Origin of the sequence: Bordetella genomosp. 2 (genome assembly GCF_002261345.1) — a bacterium.
Lineage (GTDB): Bacteria > Pseudomonadota > Gammaproteobacteria > Burkholderiales > Burkholderiaceae_B > Bordetella_A.
The window spans coordinates 229,179-255,250 of the sequence record NZ_NEVT01000008.1; the positions used below are offsets into that span (position 1 = coordinate 229,179).

Genomic DNA, 26,072 nt, shown 5'->3' on the forward strand with positions numbered 1-26,072 from the left:
CGATCGGGCCGTGTCAGGCGCCCGGTCCGCCGTCGGCGTCCCTGGGCAGCCACGTCTCGAACTGTTCGAGACCCTGCGGCGCCAGATTCTTCATGATGTCGTGGAAACTGAGGGAAATGAGCTGCTGCGCCCGGCGGATCAGGTAAGGCGCCGGATGGCTGGGCTCGTGCACCTCGAAATACGCGCACACCTTGGCCAGCATGGCCGAGGCCTCCTCGCGCGACTGGATCTGCGCGTCCTGCCAGCGCAGCGCCGGCGCGGCGGCGCCGGGAGCGGTCGGGACGGGCGCCGGCGGCGTCGCCGATGATTCGTCCCCGACTTGCGAGTCGGCGCCCGCAACGGTGCCGCCCTCGCCCAGCACCTGGCTCACCATTTCGAACGTGCGCAAGATGCCGGTGTAATCCGGCACCCATTCTTGGCCGAGCTTGCTGGCGACCAGCTCCTGGATGCGGCGCAGCGTCTGCATCGCATTCATCAGGGCCGCCAGGTCGGCGTCCTGCTGCAGCCAGGCCTGGCGCAAATGCTCGACCAGGCGCGCGCGGCCGCCGGGATAAAAATCGGGATCGGAACGGCTGCCGTCCAGCAGCGACTCGGCATCGCGCAGCGACAACTGCCCGTGCACGCCGTTGACCAGCCGGCTGGATCGGGCGCTGCGCGCGCAGCCGCTTACCTCGCCCAGCGCGACCAGCGCGTTGATGCGCGGCATGGGGTCATCCTCGCCGACACTGTCCAGGCGCGGATGCACCGCGTCCCAGTAGCGTTCCAGCGTATCGGCCGCCAGCGCCAGGCCATCGGCATAGCCCGGCAGGCCGCGGATCTCGGTCCAGGCCTGCGTCAGGTAGGCAATGATGCGCACGTCGCGCGTGCGCTCCAGCAGGCCGCGGGCCAGCTTCTCGACCTCACGCCAATCGGGCGGCTGCGCCGGAATGATGGTCGATCCGAACTGCTGTTCGCTGCGCTCGACAGCCGCCTGCTGCAATTGCAGGAACTCGGCGTCGTACTCCAGGTCTTCTCCACACGGCAGACGCGGATCGAGAGCGGTCAGGATGTCGGCAAATTCCATAGCGATCGGTCATATTGGGGAATACCCGGAGCCTAAAAAAGGCTATCTCCGGTTATCTCCCGCAGAAGTCCGAATTCTAGGCACACCGGGCAGCAAACCCGATGACGCCTAACAGCTACTGTTTTTTCTTACTATTCATTTACAAATACGAAAAGAATTGAACAATTGATCCTCTAGCAAATTGAGGATTTGAAACATTCTTGTGCTGTGATGTGGGCATTAATGCGGCGCAACAGGCGCATGCTCCGCCCTGCGCTGCCCACTCTTATATATAAGTATGTAGACCCGGCGACAGCCGTTTTGCTAGCATGCGCCTGACTTCGACTCGCAGCAAGGGGCGCGCGTGCTGGGCCAGGCCGTCTTCATCCTCTTCGTTGCGGCCACCGCCGCGTGGGGCACGCTGGCCCTGTACGTGCGGGCGCCCGCGGGGCCGCGCCTGACGCGGGTGCTGATCGGCGCATGGCTGGCGGCCGCGCTGGCGGCCGGCGTGCTGGCGGGCCTGGGTCGCTGGGCGGGCGCGGCGCTCTATCTGGCGCCCGCCGGGTTGCTGGCCGCCTGGTGGCTGACCTTGCGCCCCTCCAACCAGCGCGACTGGGAGCCGAGCGTGGCGCGGACGCTGCGCGGCGTCATCGCGGGCGACACGGTCACGCTGGAAAACGTGCGCAATTTCCACTGGCGCACCCCCACGGATTACGACATACGCTGGGAGACGCGCCGCTACGCGCTCTCGGCGATCCGCTCGGTGGACCTGGCGCTGTCGTACTGGTCGCACACCGCCATCGCGCATACCCTGGTCTCGTTCGGCTTCGCCGGCGGCGACTACCTGGTGTTCTCGGTGGAGATCCGGCGCAAGAAGAACGACCGCTTCTCGGAGATCGGCGGCTTCTTCCGCCAGTACGAATTGAGCATCGTGGCCGCCGACGAGCGCGACATCCTGCGGGTGCGCACCAACGTGCGCAATGAGGAAGGCTATCTGTACCGGGTCCACATGGCGCCCGACGACATGCGAGCCCTGTTCGCCGAGTACGTCAGCCAGGCCAACCGGCTGGCTGAACAGCCGCGCTTCTACAACACGTTGACCGCCAACTGCACCACGCTGGTGTTCCGCATGGTCAACCGCATCGTCACTGGCCTGCCGCTCGACTACCGGCTGCTGGCTTCGGGCTACCTGCCCGAGTACCTGTACGACCTGGGCGCGCTGCGCGGCGCGGATTCGCTGCAGGCTTACCGCGAGCATGGCCGCTACACCGAGCGCGCGCGCGACGAGCGCGGCGGCGCAGACTTCTCGCGCCGCATCCGGCGCGGCGTACCCGGCATCGGCGCGGCCGAGCTGGCCGGCGAGTAGGCGCGCCGCCGTCGCCGGGGCATGCCGTTTGCTGCGCTCCTGGCCGCACGCGGCGCCATGCCGCCTTCCGCCAGCAAGGAGTACACCAGATGGAATCCCGTTCCCCTCAACTGCAGATGTGCATCGACGAATGCCTGAAGTGCTATCAGTCGTGCCTGGGCATGGCCATGGGGCATTGCCTGGAACGCGGCGGCGCGCACCTCGACCCCGCCCATTTCCGCCTCATGATCGCGTGCTCCGAGCTGTGCCGCACCGCCGCGCACTTCATGCTCACCGGCGTGCCGCACCACCAGCACATTTGCGCCGATTGCGCCGCGATCTGCCGGCAGTGCGCCGACAGTTGCGACCCGCTGGACGGCATGGACGAATGCGCCGCCATGTGCCGGCGCTGCGCCGACGCCTGCGAGCGCATGGCCGGTTGACGCCGCGCGCTCATGCCGGCTTGACCGTCATCAGGTAGAAAATGGCCACGAAGGCGACGAACGCGACCACGCCCAGCGCGAACCAGAGCCGGAAATAGCGCCAATAGGCGGGCGGCAACGCGGCGCCGCGCGCGGCGGCGGCGCGGGCCAGGTCGCGCAGGCGCATCTGCAGCCACACGACCGGCAGCCAGCAGGCGATCGCCACGATATACAGGCCAACCGACCAGCGCAGCCAGGCGGCGTCCCACCCCATGCCGGCCACGCGCACCATCCAGTAGCCGGTCAGCGGCTGGGCGATGGCGGTAGTGGCTGTGAACAGCCAGTCCGCCACCACCACATAGCCGGCGACGCTGGCCGCCGTGCGCGCGTCGCGGCTGAGCGCGGCGGCCAGGAAATAATAGGCGCTGCCGATGCCGGTGCCGAACAGCACGGTCGATGACAGCACATGCAGCCACTTCGCTATCGCGTATTCCATGGTCGCTCCAGTGCGTACAGCAGCCACAGCATGGCGAGCAGCGGCACGTTCTTCAGCACCGGTCCGTAGGGATGCAGCCAGAATTCGGGCAGCCGCCACGAGATGATGGCGGTGTAGCCCAGCACCAGCGCCGCCTGCGCGGCCCACAAGCGGCGTGTGCGGCGCGGCAGCAGGACCAGCAGGCCCAGCACAATATCGAGCAGCGCCGCGCCGTACAGGGCCAGCGGCTGCAGCCCCGCCGGGACGCCGGCGCGCGCCAGCAGTTCGTAGCTGGATGCCACCGGATAAATGCCCAGCGACAGCACGCCGGTGACGATCCATAGGCAGGCCAGGCTCAGGCGCAGGATGGGCAGCAGCCAGTAGAGCGTGGCCTGGGTACGCTGGGCGGCCGCGTCCTCCGGCGCGATAAAGGCGCGCACGCCGCGCGGCGGCCGGCCCAGCAGCCGGGCGATCGCGCCGGCATCGGCGCTGTTGCCCCGCCGCAGCATGCGCCACGCATCCAGGTCGAACAGCATGCCGGGCCACCAGGCGCCCAGGCGCGCCGCGGCGGCGGCCAGCCATGCGGGAACGGGCAGGAACCGCGCGCGCCCCGGCACGCCAAGGGCGGCCCGCAAGTCCGCCAGGAACGCGCGCCAGGACAGGGGCCGCGGCCCGACCAGCGCGATGCGCGCCGGCTGCGGCCGCGCCGGATCGGCCAGCGCCACCACGGCCGCCGCCACGTCGTCGACATGCACCGGCTGCACGCGCGCGCTGCCCAGCTCGGGCGCGGGAATCCAGGGCAGCGTCGCCAGCGCAACGAACAGCGCGGCGCTGGCGCCATCCTTGCCGTAGACCAGCGAAGGTTGCAGCACCACCGCATCGAGCGACAGCGACAACAGATAGTGGTCGGCGGCGCGCTTGCTGCGATGGTAGGCGGTGCCGGCCTGCGCGTCCGCGCCCAATGCGGATATCTGGATGACCCGCCGCACGCCCGCGCGGGCGCACGCCGCGAACAGCGCCTGCGGCGCGCGTACATGCAACTGCTGGAACGTGGCGTGCGCCGACTCGCGGAAAATGCCGACCGCGTTGACCACGATATCGACGCCCGCCAACAGGTCGCGCCAGGCCGGCGGGTCGTCGGCCTGGTTGAAATCCACGGCGCGGTACTCGATGTCCGCCGGCTTGCGCGCCGGCACCCGCCGCACGCCGGCCGCCACCGCGTGGCCGGCATCGGCCAGGGCGCGCACGATATGCCGCCCCAGAAACCCGTTGGCGCCGATCACCAGGACCTTCATGGCGCGCCGCCGGGAAGCACTCGCGCACCAACCGTTACAGTCGCCCGCCCGCCGGCGGGGCATGCTGGAAGCGGATGAATCGACCGAGAGACAACATGAGCCTCATTGTCGAAGCAACGGCGCGCGCGCTGGTATCGGGCACGACGGCCAGCGCATTGTCCACGCTGGCCCTGGCGGGTTGCGGCGCGCGCGACTGCGGCAGCGTATTCGCGCCCGTCAATGCGGTCAGCCACTGGCTGTGGCGCGACCGCGCATTGCGGCAGCAGCAGCCCTCGTGGCGCTACACCCGGACCGGATACGTCATTCATCATGCCATGTCCATCCTGTGGGGCGCCGCCTATGAAACCCTGATCTACAGCGAGCGCGCCGACGGCCCGCGCTGGCGCCCCTACGCCGCCGGGCTCGGCGTCGCCGCGACCGCCTGCCTGGTCGACCTGAAGGCCACGCCGCGCCGCCTGACGCCCGGCTTCGAACGCCGCTTGTCCGGCCGCTCGCTGGCGATCGTCTACGCGGCCTTCGGCATCGGCCTGGCGCTCACGCGCTTCGCGCGTCGGCCTTAGCGGCGACGCGGATGCGGTTTTCGACCTCGTTCACGCCGCGCGTCTCCACCGCGGCATCCTCGACCGCGTGCTTGATCCAGCGGGCCGGGACATTGCCGGTCAGCACCGCCTTGCCGGCGGACACCGCCACCTCGACTTCAGCCACCTCCAGGCCGCTGCGGCTGAGCCGCTCGCACAAGTCGTCGTGGATGTATTCGTCCGAGCGCACGTAGCCCTTGGGGTACACCGGGGCACGCGGCTGGCTCTGGTACGGGAAGCTCAAGCCCGAGCGGCCCGGGAAATCGCCCTGGCCGGCGCCCTGGCCGCGCCATTGCGGATCGTCGGTCCAGCTGTCGCGGCGCGCATAGCGCTCGGGCGTTTCGCGGCGCGCGTGCGCGCCGCCGGCCGGGTCGTCGTAGCGGCGGCCATAGGGATCATGGTCCTGGGTATACGATTCGCCGCCGCCCGGATAGCCGGAATTGGAATGGCGGTCGCGGTTGGGCCGGTCCGCCGGCTCGTCCGGCGGAGTATTGTGGCGATAGCGCATGGTCTGCCCCCCATTGCGGAAATCAACATGCATGCGCTTCGCAATTAGCGTGCCGGCCCTCCCGGCGCAGCCGGCCGGCGCCGCTATGCCCCGGCCTGCCGGCGCAGCACCCGGCCGGGCCGCGCCCCGCCCGGCTTGCCGTCGCGCCACACCACCGCGCCGTTGACCAGCACCGTGTCGATGCCTTGCGAGGGCGCGATCGGCTTGGCGAAGGTGGCGCGCTCGTCGACCGTGCCGGCATCGAAGATCGCCAGATCGGCGTAGGCGCCCTCGCGCACCACGCCGCGGTCGGCCAGGCCGAAGCGGGCGGCGGTCAGGCCGCTCATCTTGTGCACCGCCTTCTCAAGCGAGAACAGGCCCAGCCCGCGCCCATAGTGCCCAAGCACGCGCGGGAAGGTGCCCCACAGGCGCGGATGCGGCTGCTCGTCGTGTGGCAGCCCGTCCGAGCCGATCATGGTTTCGTCGAACTGCAGGATGCGCTGCACATCGGCGTCGTCCATCCGGAAATAGATCGCGCCGGCCGGCAGCAGCCGCTCGACTGCCTCCTCCAGCGAGCAGCCCATTTCGCGCACGATGTCGGCCAGGTCGCGGCCGGCGTACTGCGGCAGGCTGCGCGACCAGGTCACGATGGTCCGCGACGACCCCGCCGCGTGCCGGTAGGTCAGGATCGTCGACGAGGCCGGATAGGGATAGCAATCCAGGCACACCGGCTGGCGCGCCATCGCCTCGCGGATGTGCTGCAGCGTCTGGACCGAACGGCCATGGTTGTTCACGCCGGCCAGCTTGTGGTGCGAGATGACCACCGGCACGCCCAGCTCGCGGCCGATGCGGAAGGTCTCGTCGAGCGCCGCCATGATCTCGTCGCCCTCGTCGCGCATATGCGTGCAGTACAGCCCGCCGTACTCGGTCAGCGGGCGGCAGACCTCGATCACTTCTTCGGTGGGCGCCGCCATGGCGGGCGCATAGGCCAGGCCGGTCGATACGCCGATGGCGCCGGATTCCATGGCCTCGGTCACGTGGTCGCGCATGGCGGCGATCTCGGCGGCGCTGGCGGGCCGCGCCAGGTCGTCCATGGTGATCACCCGCAGCGTCGAATGGCCCACCAGCATGGCGCAATTGGTGGCGGCCGGCTGGGCCCGCAGGGCGTCCAGATAATCGCCGAAGCGCGCATACCGGTACCACTGGCCGGTATTGTCCAGCAGGTCCAGCGGCGGCGTGACGGTGGCGGGCGCGGGCTGCGGCATCGGCGCCAGCGAAATGCCGCAATTGCCGCCGATCACCGTGGTGACCCCCTGGCTCACCTTGGCCGCCATGTCGCCCGCGGACAGCATGACGCGGTCGTCGTGGGTATGCGCGTCGATGAAACCGGGCGCGGCCACCAGGCCGCGCGCATCGATTTCCAGGCGGCCGCGCCCGCCGCTCAGGTCGCCGACGCGGGCGATGCGGTCGCCCTCGATGCCGATGTCGCCGTCGAAGCGCGCCGCGCCCGTGCCATCGACGATCTCGGCATGGCGGATCAGTACGTCATAAGTGGCTTGCATGATGAAACCTCGTCAAGGGAATCAGGCGCCGCCGGCGGCCGCCTGGAGAGCGGCGGGCATCGGGCGGAAATGGCGGAAGTCCCAGTCGCGCCCCGGCGCGGCATCCAGCAGCGCCCGGGTGTACGGCTGGCGCGGCGCAGTCAGCACCTGCGCGGCCGGGCCGCTTTCCACCATGCGGCCGTGCTGCATGACCATGATGGAATCGCACACCTGCGCCGCCACGCGCAGGTCGTGCGTGATGAACAGCACCGCCACGCCGGTGCGCGCGCGGATGTCGTCCAGCAATGCCAGCACCTGCGCCTGCACCGAGACGTCGAGCGCGGAAACGGCCTCGTCCGCCACCAGGATATCGGGCTCCAGCGCCAGCGCCCGCGCGATGCAGATACGCTGGCGCTGGCCGCCGGAGAACTGGTGGGGATAGCGCTGCAGCACGCCGGCGTCCAGCCCCACTAGCTCCATCAGCGTGCCCGCGCGGTCGAGCGCCTGTGCGCGCGGCATGCCGTAGTTGACCAGGCCTTCGATGATCGATTCGCCGACTTTGACGCGCGGATTGAGCGACCGGTAGGGGTCCTGGAACACGATCTGCACGCGCTGCCGCAAAGGCCGCAGGCGCCGCCCGCCGACCCCGGCGACCTCGTCGCCATGCACCCGGATGCTGCCCGAGCTGGGTTCCTGCAGGCGCACGATGCAGCGCGCCACGGTGGATTTGCCCGAACCCGATTCGCCCACGATGCCGAGGATCTCGCCGCGCCGCAGCGTCAGGCCGATATCCACGGCCGCCTGCACGACCCGCGAGCGGCCGAACAGGCGCCGCTCGGCATAGGTCTTGTGCAGCCCCGCCACTTCCAGCACCACCTCGTCCCGGTTCGGCGCGCGCGGCTCGGGCACCAGGCTGGGCACGGACGACACCAGCATGCGGGTATAGTCCTGCGCCGGCGCGGCCAGGACCTGCTGGCGCGCGCCCACCCCCACCACGTGCCCGCGGTTCATCACCACGACACGATCGGCGATCTCGGCCACCACGCCGAAATCGTGGGTAATGAACAGCACGGCGGTATTGTGCTTGTCCTGCAGCTCGCGGATCAGGGCCAGGATCTGCTTCTGGGTGGTCACGTCCAGGGCGGTGGTCGGCTCGTCGGCGATCAGCAGCCGGGGCTCCAGGATCAGCGCGATGCAGATCACCACGCGCTGGCGCTGGCCGCCCGACAACTGGTGCGGGTAGCTGTCGTAGATGCGTTCCGGCTCGGGCAGGTGCACGGCCGCCAACATCTCCAGCACGCGGCGCCGGCGCTCGCGCTTGTCGTAGTCGCGATGGATGCACAGCACTTCGTCGATCTGCCGACCCACCGTCTCGACCGGATTGAGGGCGGTCATGGGCTCCTGGAAGATCATCGCCATGCGGGTGGCGCGCAGTTCGCGCAGGCGTTCGGGGCTGGCGCGCAGCACGTCTTCGCCATCCAGCAGGACGCGCCCGCCGGTGCAGCGCAGGCCGTCCGGCGGCAGCAGCCCCATCACGGAAAACGCCGTGACCGACTTGCCCGATCCCGATTCGCCCACCACGCAGACGGTCTCGCCGGGCCGCACGTCGAAGCTGACGCCGCGCACCACGCTGCGGGCCGGCTGCCCGGCCAGGCCGACCGACAGGTCCTCGATGCGCAGGACCGGCTCCGCCGCGGCGCCGGATTGCATGGATGTTTCGCTCATGATCTCCTCGCCATCTTGGGGTCGAGCACGTCGCGCAGCACGTCGCCCAGCACATTGACGCTGAGCAGCGTCAGGGCCAGCACCACGCCGGGATACAGCACCAGCCCGGGCTGCAGCTGGAAGTACATGCGGCCGTCGGCCATCATGTTGCCCCACGACGGGATCTCGGTGGGCAGCCCGGCGCCCAGGAAGCTGAGCGTGGCCTCGGTCAGGATGGCCGACGCGAAAATGAACGTGCCCTGCACGATCAGCGGAGCCACGGTATTGGGCACCATGTGGCGCAGCAGCAGGCGATGCAGCGGCGAGCCCAGCGAAACGGCGGCCTCGACGTAGGGCTCGGACCGCACGTTGAGGATCACGCCGCGCACCAGGCGCACCACCCGCGGCACTTCCGGCACGATGATCGCCACCAGCACCGTGGCCAGCGTGCCGCCGGTCAGCGACACCAGCGCAATCGCCAGCAGGATGCTGGGGATCGCCATGATGCCGTCCATCACCCGCATGATGATGGCGTCGGCGGCGCGGAAGTAGCCGGCGATCACGCCGATCACCAGGCCCAGCAGGATGCTGGCGAGCATGGCGCCGAGGCCGACGATGAGCGACACGCGCGCGCCGTACAGCACGCGCGAGTAAGTATCGCGGCCGAAGGCGTCGGTGCCCAGCCAGTGCTCGGCCGATACGCCGGCGAAGCGCCGGCCCGGGTCGATGGCGATCGGGTCCATGGTGCCCAGCACCGGCGCGAGCACCGACAGCACCACGACCACGCTGAAGATCACGAAGGCCGCCAGCACCGGCGGGCTCTTGAGCGCCTGTGCGAGCTGCGCCGCCAGCGTCTGCGCGGCCGGCATGGACAGCGCGGCCGGGTCGCCGGCCTGCAGCGCGGGGCGGACGGGGTCGATGTTCATGGTTGCCTCAATATCGGATGCGGGGATCGAACACGGTGTACAGCACGTCCACCACCAGGTTGATCAGGATGTAGGTGAACGAGAACAGCAGGATCAGGCCCTGGATTACCGGGTAGTCGCGCGCCAGCACCGCCTCCACCACCAGCCGGCCCAGGCCGGGCAGGTTGAAGACCGACTCGGTCACCACCACCCCGGTGATCAGCGACGCGATGCCGATGCCGATGATGGTGACGATGGGCACGGCCGCGTTGCGCAGCGCGTGGCGCAGCAGGATGGCGCGTTCCCGCGCGCCCTTGGCCCGCGCGGTGCGGATGAAATCCTCGCCCATCACTTCGATGATGCTGCTGCGCGTGATCCGCGCCACCAGGGCGATGTAGATGCCGCTGAGCGCCAGCGTGGGCAGCACCAGGCGATGGGCGAACGGCCAGAATCCGCCCGCCGCCGGCTTGTATCCCTGCACGGGGAACCAGCCCAGCTTCAGCGCCAGCAGGTAGATGAGCAGGTAGCCGATCACGAAAGTCGGCACGGAAAAACCGAATACCGACAGCGTCATCACCAGGCGGTCGAGCAGCTTGCCGCGCTTGCGCGCCGCGACGATGCCCATCGGCACCGCCACGATTACCGTCACGACGATGGTCGCCAGCGCCAGCGCCAAAGTGGGGCCGACCCGGTTGCCGATCAGGTCCAGCACCGGCTTGCCGGACAGCAGCGATACCCCCAGGTCGCCGCGCGCCAGCTGTCCCATCCAGACCCCGAACTGCGTCAGGATGGGCTGGTCCAGCCCCATGCTCTGGCGGATCGCTTCGAGCTGCGCCCCGGTGGCGTCATCGCCGGCCAGGATGGCCGCCGGGTCCCCCGGGGTCAGGCGCAGCATGGCGAACACCACCACCGCCACCATGACCATGACGGGCACCGTGGCCAGCAGCCGGCGGGCAATGTAGGCAAGCATGGGCGTCCTCACTCGGCCGATTTCTTGAGGTTCCAGAACACCGTGACCGGCGATTCCATCACGCCGTCGAGCTTGCTGCTGTAGGCCGCCGGAATGCGGAACTGCCCCAGCGGCGCCACCACGCCTTCATCGATGGCCAGCTTCTGGATCTGCGCGGTGATCTCCTTGCGCTCGGCCGGGTCGGTGGCGCGCGCGAACTTCAGGCGCAGGGCCTCGATATCGGGCACGTCGGGCCAGCCCGCCCACGACTTGCGCCCGGCCGAGGCCAGCGTGGTATTGCCGAAGGGATCGCCGCTAGTGGCCAGGATGCTGTAGGTGGAAAAAATGTTCCAACCGCCTTCGGCGGGCGGCTTCTGGTTGCCCTGCTGGGTCACCACGGTCTGCCAGTCCATGGTCTTCATGTCCACCTTGAAGCCGGCCTTGCGCAGCGCGGCGCCGATCACGATGGGCTGGGCCGCCAGCATGGCGATATCGGTGGGCTGCAGGATCACCACCGGCGTGCCGTCGTAGTTGGCCTCCTTGAGCAGGGCGCGGGCCTTCTCGATGTTCGAGGGCACCACCCACTCCTCGCCATAAGTATTGCCATAGGGATTGCCGCAGCCCATCACCGCCGCGCAGGTCTGGTAGTACTCGGGATTGCCCACCAGCGCCTTGAGCACGTCCTCCTGCCCGACCGCCGCCATGGCGGCCTGGCGCACCAGCTTGTTGTCGAACGGCGGGTACAGGTGGTTGAAGCGGTAGTAGGTCCAGGCGCCCAGCTTGTCCAGCACCTGCACCTTGATGTCGTCGCGGTTCTGCACGATGGGCAGCAGGTCGAACGGCACCTGCTGGATGAAATCCACCTCGCCGTTCTGCAGCGCGTTCAACGCCGTCATCTGGTCCGGCATGCTGACCCATTCGACGCGCTCGACGTTGACCACCTTGCCGCCTGCCGTCCAGCTCGCGGGCTCGGCGCGCGGCACGTAGTCGGCGTTCTTTTCGTAGACCACCTTGAGGCCCGGCTTGAATTCCGAGGCCACGAACTTGAACGGCCCCGAACCGATATATTCCTTGATCGGCGTGGATGCCGGCGTCTCGGCGACGCGCTTGGGCATCATGAAGGCGGGCCGCGAACTGAGCTTGGACAAGCCTTCCAGCAGCAGCGTGGTGGGCTCTTTCAACTGCACCTCGAAGCGCTTGTCGTCGAGCGCCTTGATGTGCTGCACCATCGGCATCAGCACCTGGCCGGTGGAATCGAGCTGCGCCCAGCGCTGCAGCGAGGCCACGCAATCCTCGGCCTTGACCGGCGCGCCGTCGTGCCACTTGAGGCCGTCGCGCAGGGTGAACGTGTAGGTCTTGCCGTCGTCCGAGGCCTGCCAGCTGGCCATCTGCGGCTGGATCTTGAAATTCGCGTCCACGCCCAGCAGCGTGTCGTAGATCATGTAGCCATGATCGCGCGTCAGGAATGCCGTGCTCAGCACCGGGTCCATGACCCGCAGGCCGGATTGCATGACGGCGGTCACGGTCTGCGCGCCGGCGGGCGCCGCCGCCAGCAGCGCGCCGGCCAGCGCCGCGCCGCACAGCAGACGGATGGCTTGCGGCAGATAGGTCTTCGTCTTCATGTTGCTTACCCCCTGATTCAGTTGTCGATGCATGCTCGCCGCCGGCCCGGGCGCGGTGCCGGCGGCCCGGTGCTACAAGGTGAAACTGCGCGCGAGCGTCGAGGCGCGCCCGGCGATACGGTCGGCCAGCAAGCCGGCGCTGCCGGCCGCCAGCGTGAAGCCGAGCGCGCCGTGGCCGGCGTTGATCCACAGGTTGCGGTACGGGGTGGCGCCGATCACCGGCTTGCTGTCGGGCCGGGCCGGTCGCAGGCCGGCCCAGGCCTGCGGCTCGCCGGCGGCCTCCAGGCGCGGCAGGTAGCGGGCCACCTGGTGCTTGAGGCTGGCGATGCGCCGCTCATCGAGCGCGGTCGAACGGTCGCCGATATCCATCATGCCGGCCACCCGCAGCCGGTCGCCCAGGCGCGCGTACACGACTTTGTTGTGCACGTCGCTCAGGCTCGTCATGGGCGCGCGGCTGCGCTCGCTGAGCGGGTAGGTCAGGCTGTAGCCCTTGAGCGGATAGATCAGCGGGTTGATGCCGACCTGGCGGGCCAGCGCCTGCGCGCCCACGCCGTTGGCGATGACATAGCCGTCCGCCTCGATGGCGCCGGCGGCGGTCTCCAGGGCCTGCACGCGGCCATGGCGCACGCGCAGCCGGCGCGCCTCGGTGTTGAAATGGAAACGCACCGGATCGGGCCGGCCGGCCAGCGTGCGCTGCAGTTCCCCGCACAGCTTCAGGCAATCGCCGGCATCTTCGGTGGGCGTGAAAATGCCGCCCACCACCCGCGCAGCGATATCGGCCAGCGCCGGCTCCAGCGCCAGGCACTCGCGCGCGTCCAGCGCGCGCTGCTCGCAACCCAGCGAGGCCTGGTAGCGCATCTGCGCCAGCGCGCCGCGGTAGGCGGCGGCGTCCTGGTACACCAGCAGCTTGCCGGATGAGGCGAAATTGAAATCGAGCCGTTCGCGCGCCACCAGCCGGTGCATCAAGGTGCGGCTCAGCAGGCCGAGCTGCAGCAGTTCGGCGGTGCTGCGCCGGACCGTGGCATGCCGGCAGGCCCGCAGGAAGCCCAGCCCCCAGCGCCACAACTCCGGGTCGGCCCGCAGGCGCAGCCGCAACGGGCCGTCGCGGTCGGTCAGCCAGGACGGCAGCTTGGGCAGCACGGCCGGATCGGCCAGCGGCGCGACGAAGCTGTAGCTCAGTTGCGCCCCGTTGGCCTGGCTGGTGGCCAGGCCGGGACGCGGGCCGGCCTCGACCACGCTGACGGCGTGGCCGTCCTCGCGCAGGAAATAGGCGGTCATCATGCCGATGATGCCGGCGCCGATCACGACGATGTGCATGTTCAGCCCCGCGCCCCCGCGGCCCGGGCGCGCAACTGCCCGATGGTGGCCGCGGCCGAGATGTGCTGCAGGCTGGTGCGCACGGCGACGACCGCCGGGCGCCGGGCGGCCAGCGCGGCCGCCAGCGCGGCGTCGATTTCGCCGCTGTGGTTCACCGCATAGCCCAGCGCGCCGTAGGTGCGCGCCAGCGCCGCGAAGTCCGGATTGTGCAGCGCCGTGGCGCTGACCCGCTCGGGGAAGTGCTTTTCCTGGTGCATGCGTATGGTGCCGTACGACCCGTTGTCGGCCACGATGAGCACCGGCCGGGCGCCGCACTGCATGGCGGTGGCCAGTTCGTTGCCCGTCATCAGGAAGCCCCCGTCGCCGACGAAGCACACCACCTGGCGCCCGGGGCAGCGCAGGCTGGCCGCGACGGCGGCCGGCACCCCATAGCCCATCGCGCCCGACGACGGCGCCAGCATCGTGCGCCCGCCGCCGAAACGCATCAGCCGCTGCACCCAGCCGCCGAAGTTGCCCGAATCGATGGTGATGATGGCATCGTCGTCGAGCAGGCGGTCGGCCGCCTGCGCCACCGCGCCGAACACCGCGCCGTCCTCGGCGTCGCGCGGCCCGTCCCAGCGCCGCAGGCCGGCGGCGACCCGGTGCAGCCGCTCGCTCCAGGCCAGGTGCGCGGCGGCCGGCCGCGCCGGCGCGAAGGCGCGCAGGTCGGCCAGGAAAACCGCCGGATCGGCCACCAGCCCCACCGCCAGCTGGCGGATGTGGCCCACTACCGCGGCGTCCGGCCATACATGCACGACGTCCTGCGCCGGCCGCGGCGCCGCCGGAAACGCGTAGCCCTGCGTCGTGACATCGCCCAGCCGGGTGCCGATGCCCAGCACCAGGTCGGCCTCGCGCACGGCGTCGGCCAGTTCGGCCGGCGCGCCGTAGGCCAGGTGGCCCGCATACTGCGGATGATCATTGGGCAGCAGGTCGGCATGGCGCACCGCGGCCGCCACCGGCAGGCCGAACGCCTCCGCGACGGCCTGCAGTGCCGCGCGCCCCGCCTCATGCTTGAGCAGCCCGCCGGCGATCAGCAGCGGACGCCGCGCCGCGGCGATCAACGCGGCCACGCGGCGCAGGTCGTCCTGGCTGGCGCCGGCGCGCGGCCGCGCCAGCGGTTGCGCCGCCGCGCCATCGACCGCATCCTCCAGCATATCCTCGGGCAAGGCCACCACCACCGGCCCGGGCGTGCCGCTCTGCGCCGCGTGCAGCGCGGTCGCCACCGTGTCGGCCAGCCGGGCGGCATCGCGCACCTCCACCACCCACTTGGCCATGGCGCCGAAGACCCGCTCGTAGTCGATCTCCTGGAAGGCGCCCATGTGGCGGTGCGCGCGCTCGACCTGGCCGATGAACAGCACCAGCGGCACGGCGTCCTGCTGCGCCGAGTGCACCGCGATGGCGGCGTTCATTGCGCCGGGGCCGCGGCTGACAAAGGCCACCCCGGGGCGGCCCGCCAGGCGGGCATCGGCCAGCGCCATGAAACCCGCGCCGCTCTCGTGGCGCGCGGTCACGGCGACCACATCGGCGCGCCCCGCCAGGCCGTCCAGCACGCTCAGGTAGCTTTCGCCCGGCACGCAGAACACGCGGTCCACGCCATGCGCCGCCAGGGTATCGATGAGCAGATCGGCCGCCCGTCTCATGGGTCAACTCTCCTTGGGTGTCGTGGCGCCGGGCCGCGCCGCGGCCTCCAGCGCGCTCAGCGAGTGGTGCTTGAGATCGTCGGGCAGGCTCTGCGTCAGCGTCTCGAGCGCCGCGTACAGGCGCGCCCAGCCTTCGTTGGTGCGCAGGGGCACGCCCAGGAATTGGCTTTCCGTCTTCGAGCGCAGCATCAGGTACAGCACGCCCGCCAGCATGATGCTGACCATGGCGGGCACATCCGCCTCGCCGGTCAGGCCATCGACACGGTCGATGAACTGGCGGGCCGCCTGCTCGCGCCGGTCGGCCAGCTGGGCCGTGACATCGTTGCGCTCGATCAGCTCCCAGCGGCGCACTTCGCGCAGCGATTCGTTGCTCGCCAGCGCCTCGATCTGCGCGCGCAACATGGACAAGATCAGATCGGCCGGCGTGCGCTGGCTCGACTCGCCGTTCTTGAGCAGGTCGGAGCGGCCGGTCCAGAAGTCCTGCTCCTTCATCCATGCCAGCATCAGCCCCGGCATGCCGTCGAAATAGCGGTAGATCAGTTCCTTGCTGACTCCGGCGCGCTTGGCGATTACGTTGATGCCCACGCCGGCCATGCCGGTTTCGCAGATCTGCGCCTCCAGGGCGGCCAGGATCTGCCGTTCAGTCTGTTCACGCCGCGACATCGAGGCTCCTCATCAGCAGGGTGCGCCGCGCCAACCCGTCGATGGGCCGCGCCACGCCGGCGGCGACGTCGGCATAGAGTTCGGTGGCTGCCCACCCCGCCGGCGCGCCGTCCTGCCGGACCTCGGCGCCCAAGTAGATGGCGGTGCCGCGGCGCTCGAGCGTCGGCAGGTGCGGGTCGGCCGACTCCAGCGCCACGATGGCGCCCGTCGCATCCACATGGACGCAGTCGCGCGCGGCGGGCCGCACCGGCACCGGCGCGGCCAGCGTGAGGAAGCGCCACGGCGCGGGACGGCCGGCGAGTTCGGCCCATGCCAGGTCCGCCAGCGCATCGGCCAGCGTCGCGCCGCGCAGGTCCGCGTAGATGGAGTTGTGCAGCAGGGCCAGGCGGCCGGCGGCCGCGGCGCGCTGCGCCTGGCCAAGATCCGCGCGCCCGGCCACCCGCGCGCTATTGCCCCAGCCGAGCCGGCCGTCGGCGGCCAGCGCGATCAGGCCCGCATCGGCCTGCGCGCAGCCCGCCAGCACCGAGTCGATGGCTTGCTGGGGCTCGTGTCCCTCGGCGAGCCGCGCCAGCACCGCCTGGTTCAGGGGCACGCCGTCGGCGCCCGGACGGTTCGGCAGCCGATGCCCGGTCACCAGGCCAATACCGGATGCGCCAGGCAGAAACTGCACCAGCGGCTCGGGACGGTCCGGGCCGCTGGCAATAACGGCCGCCGCGCGCGCCTCCAGCCAGGCCGGCGGGATATCGAGCGCGCCGATGCCGCCTCGCTGCGTCTCGCAATGCCGATACCTGCCCTGCCCGTCCAGCACCGCGAAAACCGCGAAGCCGCCGATGGCGCCCCGGCCCAGTAGTTCGGCGCCCAGCACCGCGGCGCGCACGGCCGCGCCGGCCCGTGGCCCGCTGGCGGCGATTCCGATGGTCATGCCTGCCGTTCCCGTTGTCCTGCCGGCGCGGCGCGCCGGCGCTGAAACCGTTCATGTGACCACATGGTCACATTCGGGCAAATCCTACACCCGCGCTGACGGGGCAACAAGACCGGCGGCATAGGGAGAAACCCGCCCCGCCGGGCACGCCGCTTGCGTGCCCGGCGGTTCGCATTGACTGATCGACGGAGGTGAGCATGCCTGCGAAATCCCAAGCACAGCAGCGCGCGGCCGGCGCCGCGCTGTCCGCCAAGCGCGGCGAGCAGAAGAAGAGCGAGCTGAAGGGCGCCGCCAAGTCCATGTACGAATCCATGGACAAAAAGGAACTGGAAAAAATGGCATCCGGCTCCACCCGCGGCAAGCCGGAACACAAGCGCGATTCCTGACCCCGGCGGCCCGCCGCCCCATGCCGGCGGCCGCCCCGGGCGCAACGCCCGGGCGGCCGCCGGCTGCGTTGCGCGATGGAGCGCGCTAGGTAAAACCCCTATTACGCTGCTGCCCGAACAAATTTATCGTATCCGCGAATTATCTAATCTGAGAATTATCGAATACGAAAATGGCTGAGCAGCAGACGTACGATTACGCCATCGTGGGCGCCGGCATCGCCGGCGCTTCGGCCGCTTACCGCCTGGCCGAGACGGCCTCGGTGGTGGTGCTGGAGCGCGAGCCGCAGCCCGGCTATCACTCCACCGGCCGCTCGGCCGCGATGTTCATGGAAACCTATGGCACGCCGCACATCCGCGCGCTGACCCGCGCCAGCCGGGAGTTCTACGAGCACCCGCCGGCCGGTTTCGCCGACCATCCCCTGCTGGGCGCGCGCGGCGTCTTGTACATCGCCACGCTCGACCAGGCCGACCTGCTGCGGCAGACCTATGCCGAATTCCGCGCCCAGTCGGACCAGGTCGCGCTGGTGAGCGCCGCCGAGGCGGCGGCCCGCGTGCCCTGCCTGCGCGGCGAACTGCTGTGCGGCGCCATCGCCGAACCGGAAGCGCGCGACATCGATGTGCACGCACTGCACCAGGGGTTCCTGCGCGGCATGCGCCAGCGCGGCGCGACCCTGCGGGCCAACGCGGAGCTGGCCGGGGCGCGGCATGACGCGGACGGCTGGACGCTGCAACTCACCGACGGCCAGACGCTGCGCGCCCGCGCGCTGGTCAACGCGGCCGGCGCCTGGGCGGACCAGGTGGCCGGGCTGTGCGGCGCCGCGCCCATCGGCCTGCAGCCGCGCCGCCGCACCGCATTCACGTTCGCCGGCCCCGAGGACATGGATTTCGCCGACTGGCCGGCGGTGGTCGGCGTGGACGAGAGCTTCTATTTCAAGCCGGACGCCGGCCAGTTGCTGGGCTCGCCGGCCAATGCCGACCCGGTGGCGCCGCACGACGTGGTGCCCGAGGAACTCGACGTGGCCACCGGCATCCACCGGATCGAGTCGGCGACGTCGCTGACCATCCGGCGCCCGCGCCACACCTGGGCGGGCCTGCGCTCGTTCGTGGCCGATGGCGATTTCGCGATCGGCTGGGACGAGCAGGCGCCGGCATTCTTCTGGCTGGCGGCCCAGGGCGGCTACGGCATCCAGACGGCGGCCGCCGCCTCGGAACTGGCCGCCGCCCTGCTGGCGCGCCGTCCCGTGCCGGAGCACCTGCGCAAGCACGGCGTCGACGCCGAGGCCGTGCGGCCCGGGCGCCTGCGCTGAACCGCCCACCCTGAAAGTCCTGGAAACCGACCGAGGTACCGCCATGTCCCGACGCATCATCCGCCATCCCAGCCCGCTGCCCATGCCGTTCTCGCGCGCCACGCAGGCCGGCGGCTTCCTGTTCCTGTCCGGCCAGGTGCCGATGGACGCCACCGGGCAGGTCGTGCGCGGCGACATCCGCGCGCAGACCGAGGCCGTGTTCGACCGCATCACCGAAACGCTGGCCCTGGCCCGCTGCACCCTGCACGACGTGGTGCGCGTCACGGTATGGCTGTCCGACCTGGCGCTGTTCGCCGATTTCAACGAGGTCTACGCGGCGCGCTTCGGCAAGGCCCTGCCGGCCCGCTCGACGGTGCAGGCGCGGCTGGCGCTGGACGTCGACGTGGAGATCGAAATGCAGGCGCTGCTGCCCGACCGCCGGCCCGGTCCGGTCTCGGAAGCCTGACCGCCGCTTGCCCGGCGCCCGCGCGCCGGCCCGCCATTCCAACCGTGGAGCCACCGCATGAAGATCTTCTCCGGATCGCTGGCCACCGAGACGAACACGTTTTCGCCCATTCCCACCGGCCTGTCGGCCTACCGCGCGCGCGGCTATTTTCCCGCCGGGCAGCACCCCGACCGCATGCAGATGTTCTCCGGCCCGCTGTGGGCGGCGCGCCAGCGCGCCCAGGGCCAGGACTGGACGCTGATCGAAGGCATGGTGGCCGGCGCCATGCCGGCGGGGATCACCACGCGCCACGCCTACGAGACCCTGCGCGACGAATTGCTGGAAGACCTGCGCCGCGCCGGCCCGGTCGATATCGCCTTGTTCGGCCTGCATGGCGCCATGGTGGCCGACGGTTATGACGACTGCGAAGGCGACCTGCTGCGCCGCGCGCGCGAGATCGTCGGCCCAGGCACCGTCATCGGCGCCGAACTGGACCCGCATTGCCACCTGACGCAGACGATGACGCAGGCGGCCGATTTCCTGGTGTGCTTCAAGGAGTACCCGCATACCGACATCCTCGACCGCGCCTACGACCTGGTCGACCTGTGCGTGGCCAAGGCGCAGGGCCGCATCAAGCCGGCCTGTGCGGTGTACGACTGCCAGATGATCTCCATCATGCACACCAGCCGCGAGCCGATGCGCGGCTTCGTCGACCGCCTGCTGGCCATGGAAGGCAGGGACGGCGTGCTGTCGGTGTCGATCGCCCACGGCTTCCCCTGGGGCGACACGCCGGACATGGGCTCGAAAGTGCTGGTCTACACCGACGGCGACCAGGCCCAGGCCGACGCGCTGGCGCGCCGCCTGGGCGAGGAGATCATCGGCTTTCGCGACCAGCTGGCGCCGCCCTATCCCGGCGTCGACGAAGCGCTGGACCAGGCGCTGGCCCATGGCGAGTTCCCGGTGGTGCTGGCGGACTCGGCCGACAACGCCGGCGGCGGCGCGCCCAGCGATTCCACCTTCATCCTGGAACGCATTCTGGCGCGCGGCATCGACGGCGCGGCGCTCGGGCCGTTCTGGGATCCGGTTGCCGTACAGCTCTGCTTCGAAGCCGGCGAAGGAGCGCGGATGCGCCTGCGCCTGGGCGGCAAGGTGGCCCCGGTGTCGGGCCGGCCGCTCGACCTGGAATGCACGGTGCTGGCGCTCAGGCGCGACGCCGTCATGACCGGCCTGGCGGGCACGCCCGCCCAGCTGGGCGACTCGGTCGCGCTCGACTGCGGCGGCACGGTGCTGGTGCTCACTTCGTACCGCAACCAGGCCATGGGCACCGACCTGTTCACCCAGTTCGGCGTGGACCTGGCCAGCCGCAAGCTGATCGTCGTGAAGTCCTCGCAGCACTTCTACGCGGCGTATTCGCAGATCGCCAGGCGCGTCATCTACGTCGAGACGCCGGGCGCCATCACGCAGGACTACAACGCCCTGCCCTACACCAAGGTCGCGCGCCCGAAGTGGCCCCTGACCGCCTGAACCATTTTCCGCGGCCCGCCCGGCCGCCATGCATGGGGGAACAACAATGATGAAACGACTGAGCCTGCTGGGTGCCGCGGCGCTGGTGGCCATGGCGGCCGCCACCGGGGCGGCGGCCGAGCCCAAGACCCTGCGGCTGGTGCCGCACGCCGACCTGAAGACGCTGGACCCGCTGTTCAACACCGCGTACATCACGCGCAACCATGGCTACATGGTGTTCGACATGCTGTTCGCGCGCGACAGCAAGGACGAGGTGCGGCCGCAGATGGTGGATACCTGGACCCGCTCGGACGACGGCAAGACCTGGACCTTCAAGCTGCGTCCGGGCCTGAAGTTCAGCGACGGCACCCCGGTCACGGCCGAGGACTGCATCGCCTCGATCGAGCGCTGGGCCAAGAAGGACACCCTGGGGCAGGCCATGTTCGCGGCCGGCGCCAGCTTCACCGCCGACAGCCCCGACTCGTTCACGCTGACGCTCAAGGAGCCGTTCGGCCTGGTCCTGGACGCGCTGTCCAAGCCGTCCGGGCTGCCGCCCTTCATCATGCCCAAGCGCCTGGCCGCCACCGATCCCAATTCGCCGGTGACCGAAATGGTGGGCTCGGGCCCGTTCCTGTTCAAGCGCGACGAATGGGTGCCCGGCAACAAGGTGGTGTATGTGAAGAATCCCGCCTACGTGCCGCGCGACGAGCCGGCCGACGGCCTGGCCGGTGGCAAGCGGGTCAAGGTCGATCGGGTCGAGTGGGTGTACATCCCCGACGGCAATACGTCGACGGCGGCGCTGATGAACGGCGAAGTCGACATGATCGAGCAGGTCACGCCCGACTTCCTGCCCGTGCTGGAAAGCAGCAGCGACATCCAGTTGAGCACCTCGGTCGCCTCGCAGGGCATGGTGGTGGTGAACGCGCTGCATCCGCCGTTCAACGACGCGCGCGCCCGCCAGGCCCTGTACTACCTGGTCAACCAGACCGAGATGCTGGCCGCCATCGGCTACCCGGAGAAATACCGCGTCGACTATTGCCCCACGCTGTATATCTGCGGCTCGCCGCTGGCCACCGACGCCGGCGCGGCGCGCTATGCCAAGCCGGACGCGGACAAGGCCCGCCAGCTGCTGCAGGAAGCCGGCTACAAGGGCGAGAAGGTGGTGGTGCTGTACCCCACCGATCACCTCAGCGCCCCCGCGGTGATGGTGCTGGCGCAGAACATGAAAAAGGCCGGCATCAACGTCGACCTGCAATCCATGGACTGGGCCTCGCTGGCGGCCCGGCGCCTGAAGAAAGATCCGCCCGCGCAAGGCGGCTGGAACATCTTCCTGACCTGGGGCGGCTACTTCGACGCCAGCACGCCGGTCACCAACCCGTGGCTGTCGGCGGCGTGCGGCAACAGCCTGCCGGGCTGGCCCTGCGACAAGGAACTCGACACGCTGCGCACCAGCTGGATCCGCGAATCGGACCCCGCCAAACGCAAGGACCTGGCGGCCCGCATGCAGGCCCGCGCCTACGAAAGCGTGCCCTATGTCATGTGGGGCGAATTCAAGCCGGTCTTCGCGGTGCGCGGGCTGCAGCACGTCGAGCTGATCAAGACCGGCATCCCCGTCATGTGGAATATCGAGAAGCCCTAGGGCCCGGGAGTAGCCAGCGTGAAATACCTGCTGCGCCGCATCGCGGCTGTCATCCCCGTCATGGCGGTGGTGGCCGTGGTCGTGTTCCTGCTGATCCACCTGTCGCCGGGCGACCCGGCGGCGGTGATCGCGGGCGACAACGCCACCGCCGCCGACGTGGAAAAAATCCGCCAGAACCTGGGGCTGGACAAGCCGCTGCTGCAACAGTTCGGCATCTGGGTCGGCAACATCGCCACCGGCAACCTGGGCACCTCGATCGGCACGCAGATGCCGGTGTCCACGCTGATCGCGCAGCGCATGGGCCCGACCCTGTCGATCGCGGCGTTCACCATCCTGTTCGCGGTGCTCGCCGCCATCCCGCTGGGCGTGCTGGCGGCCTGGCACGCCGGCCGCTGGCCGGACCGGCTGGTGATGATCGGCTCGGTCTGCGCGTTCTCCGTGCCGGTGTTCCTGATCGGCTACAGCCTGGTCTACGGCTTTTCCATCAAGCTGGGCTGGCTGCCGGTGCAGGGCTACCGCCCGCTCTCGCAGGGCCTCGGCCAGTACCTGCGGCACCTGGTGCTGCCCTGCCTGTCGCTGGGGCTGGTCTACATGGCGCTGCTGACGCGCATGACGCGCGCCACCATGCTGGAAGCCCTGTCGGAAGACTATATCCGCACCGCGCGCGCCAAGGGCCTGGGCACCTGGCCGGTGATCTGGCACGCCCTGAAGAACGCCGCCAACCCCATCGTCACCACCATCGGCGTGGGCATCGCGCTGCTGATCGGCGGCGTGGTGGTCACCGAAACGGTGTTCGCCATTCCCGGGCTGGGGCGGCTGACCATCGACGCCGTGCTGCGGCACGACTATCCGGTCATCCAGGGCGTGCTGCTGGTGGCCTCGGGCATCTACGTGCTGATCAACCTGCTGGCCGACCTGAGCTACAGGCTGTTCGACCCGCGCATCCGCTTCTGAGGCATCGCCATGTCGACCATCGCCCTGCCCCTGCCGGCCCGCCGCCCCGCCCACCAGCGCGCGCTGCGCGCCTTGCGGCGCCAGCCCACCCTGTACCTGGGCGCCGCCATCCTGGTATTGCTGGCCTGCGCGGCGCTGGCCGCGCCATGGCTGGCCACCGCCGACCCGCAGGATATCAACCCGCTGGCGCGCATGAAACCGCCCTCGGCCGAGCACTGGTTCGGCACCGACGCCCTGGGCCGCGACGTCTATTCGCGCACCGTCTGGGGCGCGCGCATCTCGCTGCTGGTGGGGCTGGCGGTGGCCGCCGCCGCCACCCTCGTCGGCGTGGCGCTGGGCATGGCCGCGGGTTATTTCCGCCGCATCGACGCGCTGATCATGCGCATCATGGACGGCCTGATGGCCATCCCCGGGGTGCTGCTGGCCATCGCCCTGATGGCCACCCTGAAGGGCGGCCTGATGACGGTCATCATCGCCATCGTCGTGCCGGAAGTGCCACGCGTGGTGCGCCTGGTGCGCGCACTGGTGCTCAGCATCCGCGAGCAGCCGTATATCGAGGCCGCGGTGTGCTGCGGCACGCGCGTGCCGGCCATCCTGGTCCGCCACGTGCTGCCCAACCTGTTCGCCCCGCTGATGGTCCAGGCCACTTTCATCGCCGCCTCCGCCATCCTGACCGAGGCGGTGCTGAGCTTCCTGGGGGTCGGCATCCCGCCGCATACGCCGAGCTGGGGCAACATCATGGCCGAGGGCCGCAACTTCGTGGCGGTGGCATTCCACATCATCCTCTATCCCGGCCTGTTCCTGGGCCTGGCCGTGCTGGCGGTCAACCTGGTGGGCGACGGCCTGCGCGACATGCTGGACCCGCGCCTGGCGCGCAAGCTCTGAACGGAGAGAAGCAGCCATGCCTATCCCCCCGAGTCCCGCCCTGCGCGTGCAGGGCCTCACCACCTGTTTCGACGGCGACGACACCACCGTGGTGGCCGTCGACGACCTGTCTTTCGAGGTCGCGCCCGGCGAGACGCTCGGCCTGGTCGGCGAATCGGGCTGCGGCAAGAGCGTCACCTCGCTGTCGATCATGCGGCTGCTGCGCGCGCCCGGACGGGTCGCGGCCGGCCGGGTCGAGCTGGACGGCCGCGACCTGCTGGCCCTGCCGGAGAAGGCGATGCGCGCCATCCGGGGCAACCAGGTCTCGATGATCTTCCAGGAACCGATGACCTCACTCAACCCGGTGTTCACGGTCGGCCGCCAGATCGCCGAATCGATCATGCTGCACCAGGGGAAATCGCGCCGCGCCGCCTACGCACAGGCGGCCGAGCTGCTGGAAATGGTGCAGATCGCCGACCCGGCCCGGCGCGTGCGCGAGTACCCATACCAGATGTCCGGCGGCATGCGACAGCGCGCGATGATCGCCATGGCGCTGGCCTGCCAGCCCAAGGTGCTGATCGCCGACGAGCCCACCACCGCCCTGGACGTGACCATCCAGGCGCAGATACTGGACTTGCTGCGCGACATCCAGGCGCGCTTGGGCACCGCCATCGTGCTCATCACCCACGACCTGGGGGTGGTGGCGCAAATGTGCCAGCGCGTCATCGTCATGTACGCCGGCCGCAAGGTCGAGGAAGGCACGGTGGACGACGTGCTCGACCGGCCGCAGCACCCGTACACGCGCGCGCTGATCCGCTCGCTGCCGGCCTTCGTGGACGGCCAGGACCACACCGCGCGCCTGGCCGAACTGCCCGGCATCGTGCCGGTCATGACGCCGGCCGCGCGCGGCTGCGCCTTCGCCGCCCGTTGCCCCGAAGCGCAGCCGCGCTGCGGCGCCGAAAAGCCGCCGGCGGTCGATGCCGGCGCCCGCCATCGCGCGTGGTGCTGGGCGCGCGCCGCGGCCCCCGTCCCGAACGCCGTTCCCGCATGAGGCCCGCCATGGACGCCCCCGCCCTCCGCCCCGCCCCGGCCCTGCTGGAGGTCGCCGGGTTGAAAAAGCACTTCATGGTCCAGGGGCCCGACGGCCCGGCCATGCTGCGCGCCGTCGATGGCATCTCGCTGGCGGTGCCGCGCGGCCAGACGCTCAGCCTGGTCGGCGAGTCCGGCTGCGGCAAGTCGACCACCGGCAAGTGCCTGGTGCGCCTGACCGACCCGACCGATGGCCGCATCCTGCTGGAAGGACGCGACCTGGCCGAGATGGACGCGCGCGAACTGCGCGCCATGCGCCAGCGCATGCAGTTCATTTTCCAGGACCCGTTCTCGTCGATGAACCCGCGCATGCGGGTGCGCGATATCGTGGGCGAGCCGCTGCGCAATTTCGGCCACGGCCGCGCGGCCATACGCGACCGCGTGGCCGAGCTGCTGCAGCGCGTCAGCCTGCGGCCCGAGGCGGCCGACCGCTATCCGCACGAGTTCTCCGGCGGCCAGCGCCAGCGCATCGTGATCGCCCGCGCGCTGGCCCTGCAGCCCGCGCTGATCGTCTGCGACGAGCCGGTATCGGCGCTGGACGTGTCGGTACAGGCCCAGGTCATCAACCTGCTGATGGACCTGCAGCGCGACATGGGCCTGACCTATGTCTTCATCTCGCACGACCTGAGCGTGGTGCGGCACATCAGCCACCATGTCGCCGTCATGTACCTGGGCAAGATCGTCGAGACCGGCACCCGCGACGCCATCTTCAACCAGCCCGCGCATCCGTACACCCGCGCCCTGCTGGCTTCCGTGCCCTCGGCCCGCCAGGGCGAGCGCCGGCCCGCGCAGACGCTCAAGGGCGAGATTCCCAGCCCGCTGAACCCGCCGTCCGGTTGTGCGTTCCGCACCCGCTGCCCGCTGGCGCAGGCGCGCTGCGCCAGCGAAGTGCCGGCGCCCCGTCCGGCCGGCGCCGGCCAGCAGGTCGCCTGTCATTTCGCTTGAATCAACGGAGTCCCG

At 70.2% G+C, this 26,072-nt stretch carries 25 protein-coding genes; 12 read left to right on the top strand and 13 right to left on the bottom strand.

Annotated features, from left to right (window positions below):
* Nucleotides 1-13: 13 nt before the first annotated feature.
* Complete coding sequence (gene tssA, locus CAL24_RS20005; protein ID WP_094807701.1) at nucleotides 14-1,063, bottom strand: type VI secretion system protein TssA; 1,050 nt, start codon at nucleotides 1,061-1,063, stop codon at nucleotides 14-16.
* Between the two features lie 343 nt (nucleotides 1,064-1,406).
* Here tssA and CAL24_RS20010 point away from each other — a divergent pair, with 343 nt between their 5' ends.
* On the top strand, nucleotides 1,407-2,408 hold the full coding sequence (locus CAL24_RS20010) for an Lnb N-terminal periplasmic domain-containing protein (protein WP_094807702.1): 1,002 nt from the start codon (nucleotides 1,407-1,409) through the stop codon (nucleotides 2,406-2,408).
* A gap of 89 nt (nucleotides 2,409-2,497) precedes the next feature.
* Complete coding sequence (locus CAL24_RS20015; protein ID WP_094807703.1) at nucleotides 2,498-2,830, top strand: four-helix bundle copper-binding protein; 333 nt, start codon at nucleotides 2,498-2,500, stop codon at nucleotides 2,828-2,830.
* A gap of 10 nt (nucleotides 2,831-2,840) precedes the next feature.
* Here CAL24_RS20015 and CAL24_RS20020 read toward each other — a convergent pair whose 3' ends face one another.
* Nucleotides 2,841-3,305 (bottom strand): DUF2269 family protein, encoded by a 465-nt coding sequence (locus tag CAL24_RS20020; protein WP_094807704.1) that lies wholly within the window; start codon nucleotides 3,303-3,305, stop codon nucleotides 2,841-2,843.
* Nucleotides 3,290-4,579, bottom strand: coding sequence for an SDR family oxidoreductase (locus CAL24_RS20025; RefSeq protein WP_094807705.1), 1,290 nt, complete (start codon nucleotides 4,577-4,579; stop codon nucleotides 3,290-3,292). The genes CAL24_RS20020 and CAL24_RS20025 overlap by 16 nt, the downstream gene beginning before the upstream one ends.
* Before the next feature lie 95 nt (nucleotides 4,580-4,674).
* Between CAL24_RS20025 and CAL24_RS20030 the strand changes: the two genes are divergently transcribed.
* Nucleotides 4,675-5,139: a hypothetical protein gene (locus CAL24_RS20030; protein ID WP_094807706.1), complete on the top strand. Its 465-nt coding sequence runs from the start codon at nucleotides 4,675-4,677 to the stop codon at nucleotides 5,137-5,139.
* On the opposite strand, the gene CAL24_RS20035 is transcribed toward CAL24_RS20030, so the two are convergent.
* The 10 genes from CAL24_RS20035 to CAL24_RS20080 all read right to left on the bottom strand — a co-directional run bounded on the left by CAL24_RS20035 (nucleotide 5,114) and on the right by CAL24_RS20080 (nucleotide 16,946).
* On the bottom strand, nucleotides 5,114-5,698 hold the full coding sequence (locus CAL24_RS20035; protein ID WP_094807707.1) for a BON domain-containing protein: 585 nt from the start codon (nucleotides 5,696-5,698) through the stop codon (nucleotides 5,114-5,116). The genes CAL24_RS20030 and CAL24_RS20035 overlap by 26 nt on opposite strands.
* Before the next feature lie 50 nt (nucleotides 5,699-5,748).
* Nucleotides 5,749-7,206: an N-acyl-D-amino-acid deacylase family protein gene (locus CAL24_RS20040; protein ID WP_028352770.1), complete on the bottom strand. Its 1,458-nt coding sequence runs from the start codon at nucleotides 7,204-7,206 to the stop codon at nucleotides 5,749-5,751.
* Nucleotides 7,207-7,227: 21 nt separating this feature from the next.
* Nucleotides 7,228-8,910 (bottom strand): ABC transporter ATP-binding protein, encoded by a 1,683-nt coding sequence (locus tag CAL24_RS20045; RefSeq protein WP_094807708.1) that lies wholly within the window; start codon nucleotides 8,908-8,910, stop codon nucleotides 7,228-7,230.
* Nucleotides 8,907-9,758, bottom strand: a complete 852-nt coding sequence (locus CAL24_RS20050; RefSeq protein ID WP_038852947.1) for an ABC transporter permease — start codon at nucleotides 9,756-9,758, stop codon at nucleotides 8,907-8,909. Before CAL24_RS20050 ends, CAL24_RS20045 begins: the two co-directional genes overlap by 4 nt.
* A gap of 64 nt (nucleotides 9,759-9,822) precedes the next feature.
* Nucleotides 9,823-10,764 carry an ABC transporter permease gene (locus tag CAL24_RS20055; protein ID WP_028352773.1) on the bottom strand — a complete coding sequence of 314 codons (942 nt, stop codon included), beginning with the start codon at nucleotides 10,762-10,764 and terminating at the stop codon, nucleotides 9,823-9,825.
* Between the two features lie 8 nt (nucleotides 10,765-10,772).
* Nucleotides 10,773-12,365 carry an ABC transporter substrate-binding protein gene (locus CAL24_RS20060; RefSeq protein WP_094807709.1) on the bottom strand — a complete coding sequence of 531 codons (1,593 nt, stop codon included), beginning with the start codon at nucleotides 12,363-12,365 and terminating at the stop codon, nucleotides 10,773-10,775.
* 72 nt (nucleotides 12,366-12,437) lie between these two features.
* A complete protein-coding gene (locus CAL24_RS20065; RefSeq protein WP_028352775.1) occupies nucleotides 12,438-13,682 on the bottom strand; it encodes a D-amino acid dehydrogenase in 1,245 nt (414 codons plus the stop codon).
* 2 nt (nucleotides 13,683-13,684) lie between these two features.
* Complete coding sequence (locus tag CAL24_RS20070) at nucleotides 13,685-15,361, bottom strand: thiamine pyrophosphate-dependent enzyme (RefSeq protein ID WP_094807710.1); 1,677 nt, start codon at nucleotides 15,359-15,361, stop codon at nucleotides 13,685-13,687.
* Nucleotides 15,362-15,364: 3 nt separating this feature from the next.
* The gene (locus tag CAL24_RS20075; RefSeq protein ID WP_094807711.1) at nucleotides 15,365-16,024 is read right to left on the bottom strand and encodes a TetR/AcrR family transcriptional regulator; all 660 of its coding nucleotides are present in this window, start codon (nucleotides 16,022-16,024) and stop codon (nucleotides 15,365-15,367) included.
* Nucleotides 16,011-16,946, bottom strand: a complete 936-nt coding sequence (locus CAL24_RS20080) for a DUF6963 family protein (RefSeq protein ID WP_212591745.1) — start codon at nucleotides 16,944-16,946, stop codon at nucleotides 16,011-16,013. The genes CAL24_RS20075 and CAL24_RS20080 overlap by 14 nt, the downstream gene beginning before the upstream one ends.
* A 197-nt stretch (nucleotides 16,947-17,143) precedes the next feature.
* Here CAL24_RS20080 and CAL24_RS20085 point away from each other — a divergent pair, with 197 nt between their 5' ends.
* The 9 genes from CAL24_RS20085 (at nucleotide 17,144) to CAL24_RS20125 (ending at nucleotide 26,057) form a co-directional block, all read left to right on the top strand.
* A complete protein-coding gene (locus tag CAL24_RS20085) occupies nucleotides 17,144-17,332 on the top strand; it encodes a DUF3008 family protein (protein ID WP_028352779.1) in 189 nt (62 codons plus the stop codon).
* 170 nt (nucleotides 17,333-17,502) lie between these two features.
* Nucleotides 17,503-18,639 (top strand): NAD(P)/FAD-dependent oxidoreductase, encoded by a 1,137-nt coding sequence (locus CAL24_RS20090; RefSeq protein WP_028352780.1) that lies wholly within the window; start codon nucleotides 17,503-17,505, stop codon nucleotides 18,637-18,639.
* Between the two features lie 43 nt (nucleotides 18,640-18,682).
* Nucleotides 18,683-19,084 carry a RidA family protein gene (locus tag CAL24_RS20095; RefSeq protein ID WP_028352781.1) on the top strand — a complete coding sequence of 134 codons (402 nt, stop codon included), beginning with the start codon at nucleotides 18,683-18,685 and terminating at the stop codon, nucleotides 19,082-19,084.
* Between the two features lie 57 nt (nucleotides 19,085-19,141).
* Entirely contained in the window at nucleotides 19,142-20,587 is a 1,446-nt protein-coding gene (locus tag CAL24_RS20100; RefSeq protein ID WP_028352782.1) for a M81 family metallopeptidase, read from the top strand.
* A 46-nt stretch (nucleotides 20,588-20,633) separates the two neighbouring features.
* Nucleotides 20,634-22,205, top strand: a complete 1,572-nt coding sequence (locus CAL24_RS20105; protein WP_094807712.1) for an ABC transporter substrate-binding protein — start codon at nucleotides 20,634-20,636, stop codon at nucleotides 22,203-22,205.
* Between the two features lie 18 nt (nucleotides 22,206-22,223).
* The gene (locus tag CAL24_RS20110; protein WP_094807713.1) at nucleotides 22,224-23,159 is read left to right on the top strand and encodes an ABC transporter permease; all 936 of its coding nucleotides are present in this window, start codon (nucleotides 22,224-22,226) and stop codon (nucleotides 23,157-23,159) included.
* Between the two features lie 9 nt (nucleotides 23,160-23,168).
* Nucleotides 23,169-24,044, top strand: coding sequence for an ABC transporter permease (locus tag CAL24_RS20115; protein WP_094807714.1), 876 nt, complete (start codon nucleotides 23,169-23,171; stop codon nucleotides 24,042-24,044).
* Between the two features lie 16 nt (nucleotides 24,045-24,060).
* Nucleotides 24,061-25,074: an ABC transporter ATP-binding protein gene (locus tag CAL24_RS20120; RefSeq protein ID WP_432759301.1), complete on the top strand. Its 1,014-nt coding sequence runs from the start codon at nucleotides 24,061-24,063 to the stop codon at nucleotides 25,072-25,074.
* 8 nt (nucleotides 25,075-25,082) lie between these two features.
* Entirely contained in the window at nucleotides 25,083-26,057 is a 975-nt protein-coding gene (locus tag CAL24_RS20125) for an ABC transporter ATP-binding protein (RefSeq protein ID WP_170947133.1), read from the top strand.
* Nucleotides 26,058-26,072 lie beyond the last annotated feature (15 nt).